We start from the raw sequence: 6243 nt of genomic DNA on the forward strand, positions 1-6243 counted from the left end.
GGCGTCGACTTCGGCGACCACGTCGAGCAGGTCCTTGCGCGCGTTCTTGACGTCCTCCAGCTGGGTGGCCAGAAAGGTATAGCGCTCCTCCAAGGCCGCGAACTCCTCCAGCGCAAGGGGATTCACCTTGCCGAGGGTAGCGAGGTCCTTCTCGGCGCGTTTGGCGCGGCGCTCCTGGGTCGGCCGATCGTAGGGCATCGGCTGCGGTGCGCTGACCTGCTCGCCGCGCTCCTTGGCCTCCTCGTACTCGTGCAGCTCCAGCGCCGAGGGCGGCAACGGCACCTCCGGCCCGTATTCGGCGACGAGGTCGGCGAGCGCGATGCCGAATTGTTCGGAGATCGTCGTCTCCAGCTGTTCGATGCGCAGTGCCGCTTGGGCTTTGGCGACTTCGTCGCGGTGCACGGCGTCGGTGAGCTGGGTCAGCTGGGTGTTCAGCGCACGGGCGCGTTCCTTCACCTGTTCCAGCGCGGCCGCGCATTCGCCACGGCGACGGACCAATTCGTCACGCCGTGCCGCGGCGGCGGCCACGACCTGCTCGAGTTCGTTCTTGATCTCGGTACCCGATGCGGCGACGGCCGCGGCGACCGCGGCAGCCTGGCGCCGAGCGGCCTGCGCGCGTTCGGCGCGAGCCCTGGCCTCCCGCTCCCCACGGGCCGCCCGGCGCAGCGAATCCGCTTTGCCGCGAACAGATTCCGCGCGCTCCTCCGAAGTACGCACCGACAGCCGGGCCTCGACCTCCATGGTCCGGGCCTCGGCGAGCGCGGCGGCGGCTTCCTCACGGGCATAGCCCGCGGTCTCGGTGCTCGCGGCGCCGTAACTGTCGTCGCTGCCGTCGTGTTCGATCTCGGCGTGCCGCAGCCGGTCCTCGAGTTCGGCGAGCGAGGCGAGCGACTTCTCCCGCGCCGCTTCGGCTTCCGCGCGCTGGGTGGCCAGCCGCTCGCCTTCGGTCTGTGCCGCGCGAGCGTTCTGCCCGACCCGGGCGAGCCGGTCGTAGATCGCCAGCAGTGCCTGATCGGATTCGTGCAGCGCCATCAGCGCGTGGTCGGCGGCGTCCTTGCGGTCGGTCTGTTCGGCCAGCGCGCCGGCCAGCGCGGCCTCCAGCTCCTCGGCCCGCCGTTGCGCGGCCGCCAATTCGGCGGTGGCGGTGTCGATATCGGCCTGGACCTCGAGCTGGCTGGGCATCCGTTCCGAACCGCCGACGATCCAGCCCGCACCGGCCAGATCCCCGTCACGGGTGACCACCCGCAGTTCCGGGCGCAGGGTGACGAGCTCGGTGGCGGTCGCCAGATCGTCGACGACCACCACGTCGGCGGTGAGCGCGGCCAGCGCGGGTCGCACCTGCTCGTCGCCTTCGAGCACGTCGGCGAGCCACTGCGCACCGGCGGGCAACGCGGAACGCTCGGCCGATATCACCCCGTCGGTGGCGAAGACGAACGCCACCCGGCCACCGTCACCGCTGCGCAATTCCCGCACCGCCGAGTCGGCGGTGGTCGCGGTATCGGCGGTGATGGCATCGGCGAGCGGACCGAGCAGTGCGGCCACAGCGGCCTCGAACCCGGACTGCACGCGTAGCAGGCCCGACAGCCGTCCGCCGAGCCCGCCCACGCCGTGTTCGAGCAGCCAGGCCGCGCCGTCCTTGCGGGCCAGGTTCATGCCGAGCGCTTCGATGCGGGCACCGAGCCGGGCGACCAGCTTGCTCGCCTCCCGGTCGAGTTCCCGCAGTTCCCGCACGCGCTCGTCGGCCAGTTCCTGGGCGGCGACGGCGTGTTCGTGCTGGGCGTCCAGGCCCTTCTCGCCCGCGTCGAGTTCGCCGAGTTCGTCCTGCACCGAGTCGTATTCGACCTGCGCGGTCTCACCGCGGTGCCGGGCGTCGGCGATGGCCACGGACAGGCGCGCGATCTCGGCGTCCACGGACTGGGCGCGGGTGCGCAAGGTGTCGACCTGGCCGGACAGCCGGGCCAAGCCCTCCCGCCGGTCGGCGATCGCGCGCACGGCCGCCAGGTGCGCCTGCTCGGCCGCCTTGGCGGCGTGTTCCCGCTCGGCGAGGGCTTCGCGGGCGGCTTCGAGGGTCTCGGTGGCCATCTCCACCGCGTACCGCAGTTCGGCCTCTTCGGCTTCGATCCGGTCGGCCTCGGCCTCGAGCTGGTCCGGGTCGCGTCCGGTGCCGGCCGGCGCCTCGGTGTGCAGGTGCCGGGCCCGGTCGCTGGCGATGCGGATGGTGGCGTTGACCCGTTCGGTCAGCGCCGAGAGCTGGAACCAGGTCTGCGCGGCGGCCTCGGCGCTGGGACTCAGCCGCGCCAGCTGGAACTCCTGCTGCGCCAGTGCGGCGTTGGCGGCGTCGAGTTCGGTCTGCACGTTGATCTGCTGTTCGCGGGCGTAGGCCTCTTTGCTGAGCTGGGATTCCAGCTCGCCGCGGCGGGTGACCAGGTCGTCGGCGGCCAGTCGCAACCGGGCATCGCGCAGGTCGGCCTGCACGGTCTGCGCGCGGCGGGCGACCTCGGCCTGGCGGCTGAGCGGCTTGAGCTGGCGGCGCAGTTCGGTGGTGAGGTCGGTGAGCCGGGCGAGGTTGGCCTGCATCGCGTCGAGCTTGCGGACCGCCTTCTCCTTGCGCCTGCGGTGCTTGAGCACGCCCGCGGCCTCTTCGACGAACGCGCGCCGATCCTCCGGCCGCGATTCCAGGATCGCCGACAGCCTGCCCTGACCCACGATGACGTGCATCTCGCGCCCGATACCGGAGTCCGACAGCAGTTCCTGCACATCCATCAGCCGGCACGTGCTGCCGTTGATCTCGTACTCGCCCGCGCCGTCGCGGAACATCCGCCGGGTGATCGACACCTCGGCGTAGTCGATGGGCAGTGCGCCGTCGGAGTTGTCGATGGTCAGTGTCACCTCGGCGCGCCCGAGCGGAGCCCGCCCGACGGTCCCGGCGAAGATGACGTCCTGCATCTTCCCGCCCCGCAACGCTTTGGCACCCTGCTCGCCCATCACCCAGGACAGCGCGTCCACGACATTGGATTTGCCGGACCCGTTCGGCCCGACTACGCAGGTGATGCCCGGTTCGAAGCGCAAAGTGGTCGCAGACGCGAAGGACTTGAACCCCTTCAACGTCAAGCTCTTCAAATGCAAGAGAACTCGTCCGCCTCTCCGCGAATCAGGCCAGACCTAGGTGCGTGCAGGCATCGCACGCGGCCAGCGGTGATGGGGGTGACTCGGGCAGCCGGTTCCCGACGAGTTACCCATGTGCTCGCGAAAGCCTAGCGGACGTAGCGGCAAGTTTGCGGTCAGTGCGGATTGATGTGCTTCATCTGCTTCTGAAGTTGACGCAAGTGGGTCTGGGTGCCGGGAGTCGCTTCCCAGCCGGTGATCACGCGGAAGACCAGGACCGCGCCCCACGGGCCGATCACCCACATCGGCCAGAAGTAGGTGAGCTCGCCCGCGGTCAAGGAGATCAGACCCCAGATGACCAGCACGATCACGCTGACGCCGAGCCAGCTGCCCGCCTCGATGCGCTGCCAGATCGGGAACCGTGTACCGGGCTTGCGTTCGACCGGTACGTCCGCTTGCTGCTGTTTCGTCAGCGCGGGCAGGTCGGACAGGACGACGGCGAGTTCGTCGCGCGTGGTGGTCGCGTAGACCTTGGCCACGCGCAGATCGTATTCGCCCAGGTCGAGCCTGCCGTCGGCCAGATGTGTGCCCAGCTGGGCGACGATCGCGTTGCGTTCGGCGTCGGACGCGCGCGTACCCGGGGTGATATCCATGCCGACGTCCTCTCGGTCACATCCACGGTGGAGTGCTGGTTTCCAGCGTCCACCCTCCACAGTGCGATGTCAACCGATCACCCTCGTTCAGAGAATGGCGAAGGCCACCACGAGACCCAGCGCGAAGTGCGCGGCGGCGACGACGAGAACCTCGGGGGTGTAGGTCTCGGCGTGCAGCGTGCGGCCGATGTCGATGCCGGTGACCTTCTCGATCACCCGTACCGAGATCACCTGCGCGATGATGCCGACCAGGCCGTAGATGATCGCCGCGATCAGACCTTCCGACAGCTTGCCGCTGCCGCCGGTGGCCAGCACCGCGAACACGACGATGAACGCCATGCTGATCATCCCGGCCGCCGAGACGATGATCGCGTTCGGCTTACCCGCCACCACCAGGTCGCGCAGCTTGCCGGGCGTGGTCAGGTCGATGGCGAAGAAGCCGATCAGCATGAGGGCGAGGCCGATCAGGCAGTACAGGATGATGGCGCCGACGCCTTCACCGAGCGCACTCCAATAACCCGATTCCAGGGCGAGGGCGGTCATCGTGGTCCTTTCGAACAATGTTGTGAGGTCAGGTGTCAGTCGACGATGCGGTGCGGCACGAACGCGGCGCCGTCATCGGTGATCAGGCCGGCGGTCTCCCGAATGCCCAGCCCCGCCGCGGTGTCACCCACGACCCAGGCGCCGAGCACCGGGCGCATCCCGTCGAATTCCGGTAGCGGGTCGAGCAATTGGTAGACGAAACCCTCGGCGCCGTAGACGCCGCCGGTCGCGGTCTCCATGCCGGGGCCGACGATGGTCATGTTCGCGCCCTCGCGGCCGAGCTTGGGTTTGCGAATGTATTCGGTGAGCTCGTGCGGGTTGTCCAGGTAGGCGGGCAACAGATTGGGATGACCGGGATACATCTCCCACAGGATCGCCAGGATCGCCTTGTTGCTCAGCAATGTGGTCCACAGCGGTTCGATCCACGCGGTCGCGGGCAGGCTGCCGACCACGCGCTTGCCGAAGTCGTCGTCGAGGATCCACTCCCACGGGTACAGCTTGAAGATCGCCTCGATCGGCGCCACGGCCAGATCGACGAACCGGTTCAGCTCGGTATCGAAACCGACTTCCTCGATCGGCAGCGCGACCGTGTCGAACCCGGCTTCGGCCGCCGTCTCCTGCATGTAGGCGGTGGTGACGTTGTCCTCGCCGGTCGCGTCGGCGCCCGACCAGGTGAAGTGCAGTTCGGTACCGGGCAGCACGCCGCGCAGTTCGGTCCAGCGCTCCACCAGTTTCTCGTGCAGCGAATTCCATTGGTCGCCACCGGGATACACCTGCTGCAACCAGTGCCACTGGATGATCGCGGCCTCGAGCAGCGAGGTGGGGGTGTCGGCGTTGTATTCCAGCAGCTTGGCCGGGCGGCGCGCGTCGTAGCGCAGGTCGAAGCGGCCGTACACGTAAGGGTCACTGCGACGCCATGATTCGGCGATCGGGCCCCACGTCCATTCCGGCAGACCGAAATCGGCGAAGCGCTCGGTGAGGACCACGTGCTCGACCGCGTGCAGACACATCGATTGCAGCAGTTCCACATCGGCTTCCAGCGCGAGGATCTCGTCCATCGAGAACTCGTAGTGCACCGACTCGTCCCAGTACGGGCGCGGCTGACCGCTGGCATCGCGCCCCGGCGCGCCGTAGACGAGGCCCTGCTTCTCGACGATCTGCTGCCAGTCCTGGCGTGGTGTGCTCTTGGTGCGCCGCATCTACGACCCACTCCCCCCGGTCGACTTGCTGCCGAGTCCGCCGCGTTGCACCGTGGTGCCGCTCTTGGTCGTGATCTGGGCATTGCGCGGTTTCACCGAGGTGCCGCCCGTGGGTGGCTTGCCGATCGTCGGTGTGCCGCCGTAGTGGTAGCGGTACTGCGGCCAGCCCAGAATCAGCAGTCCGGCGCCGTGACCGCCGGAGCCCTCACTGCGGAAATTGGTCTTGCCGTCGCCGCAGTTGTCGTCGGGGACAACGACTTCCTGCCCGTTCTGGTCGATCTGCACGCACGAGGCCGTGACCTGGTCGGGTGCGGTGATCGCCCGGTAGGCGAGGTAACCGCCACCGACCAGCGCGGCGACGCCCACGATGGCGACACCGCCGATCATCACGCGTTTACGGTTGCGCCGCTTCTCCTCGGCCGCCGCGACCGCTGCCCGCTCGGCCTCTTCGGCCTGCCTGCGGGCCTTGTCCCTGGCGCGCGCCTCACCGACAGTGGGTGGACGTGGCTGGGTGACGCCGGGTTCCTGCCGTGACATCCGGCCGGGTTGCGGTTGGCCGACGGGATGCCCGCCCCCGCCGAACACCGGGTCCGATGGCGTCGCACCGGCATTCGGATCGGACGGTGCCGAACCCGGGTCCGGCGGGGTCCAGCCCGCGCCGGAGTCGGGCGGGGTCCACGGCGATCTCTCGGGCTCGCCGTTCGAGGGTTGTTCCGGTCGATCGGGCGGACCAGGGTTCTGTG

The 6243-nt window shown here is 69.0% G+C and carries 5 protein-coding genes; all 5 read right to left on the bottom strand.

Features of this window, described 5'->3' with window-relative positions:
- A partial coding sequence (smc, locus tag ACFWF3_RS20500; protein WP_379314883.1) for a chromosome segregation protein SMC occupies positions 1–3126 on the bottom strand: 3126 nt, incomplete at its 3' end.
- Positions 3127–3281: 155 nt separating this feature from the next.
- The gene (locus ACFWF3_RS20505) at positions 3282–3758 is read right to left on the bottom strand and encodes a DUF1707 domain-containing protein (RefSeq protein WP_378992161.1); all 477 of its coding nucleotides are present in this window, start codon (positions 3756–3758) and stop codon (positions 3282–3284) included.
- Positions 3759–3845: 87 nt separating this feature from the next.
- Complete coding sequence (locus tag ACFWF3_RS20510) at positions 3846–4301, bottom strand: DUF350 domain-containing protein (protein WP_062986928.1); 456 nt, start codon at positions 4299–4301, stop codon at positions 3846–3848.
- A gap of 35 nt (positions 4302–4336) precedes the next feature.
- Complete coding sequence (locus ACFWF3_RS20515) at positions 4337–5500, bottom strand: glutathionylspermidine synthase family protein (RefSeq protein WP_379314884.1); 1164 nt, start codon at positions 5498–5500, stop codon at positions 4337–4339.
- A partial coding sequence (locus tag ACFWF3_RS20520) for a hypothetical protein (protein WP_379314885.1) occupies positions 5501–6243 on the bottom strand: 743 nt, incomplete at its 5' end.

This window comes from Nocardia sp. NPDC060220 (genome assembly GCF_042727815.1).
Classification (GTDB): domain Bacteria; phylum Actinomycetota; class Actinomycetes; order Mycobacteriales; family Mycobacteriaceae; genus Nocardia.

Coding starts and splice junctions, on each gene's coding strand:
- ACFWF3_RS20505 (WP_378992161.1), bottom strand. CDS start 3,758: ATGGATATCACCCCGGGTACGCGCGCGTCCGACGCCGAACGCAACGCG.
- ACFWF3_RS20510 (WP_062986928.1), bottom strand. CDS start 4,301: ATGACCGCCCTCGCCCTGGAATCGGGTTATTGGAGTGCGCTCGGTGAA.
- ACFWF3_RS20515 (WP_379314884.1), bottom strand. CDS start 5,500: ATGCGGCGCACCAAGAGCACACCACGCCAGGACTGGCAGCAGATCGTC.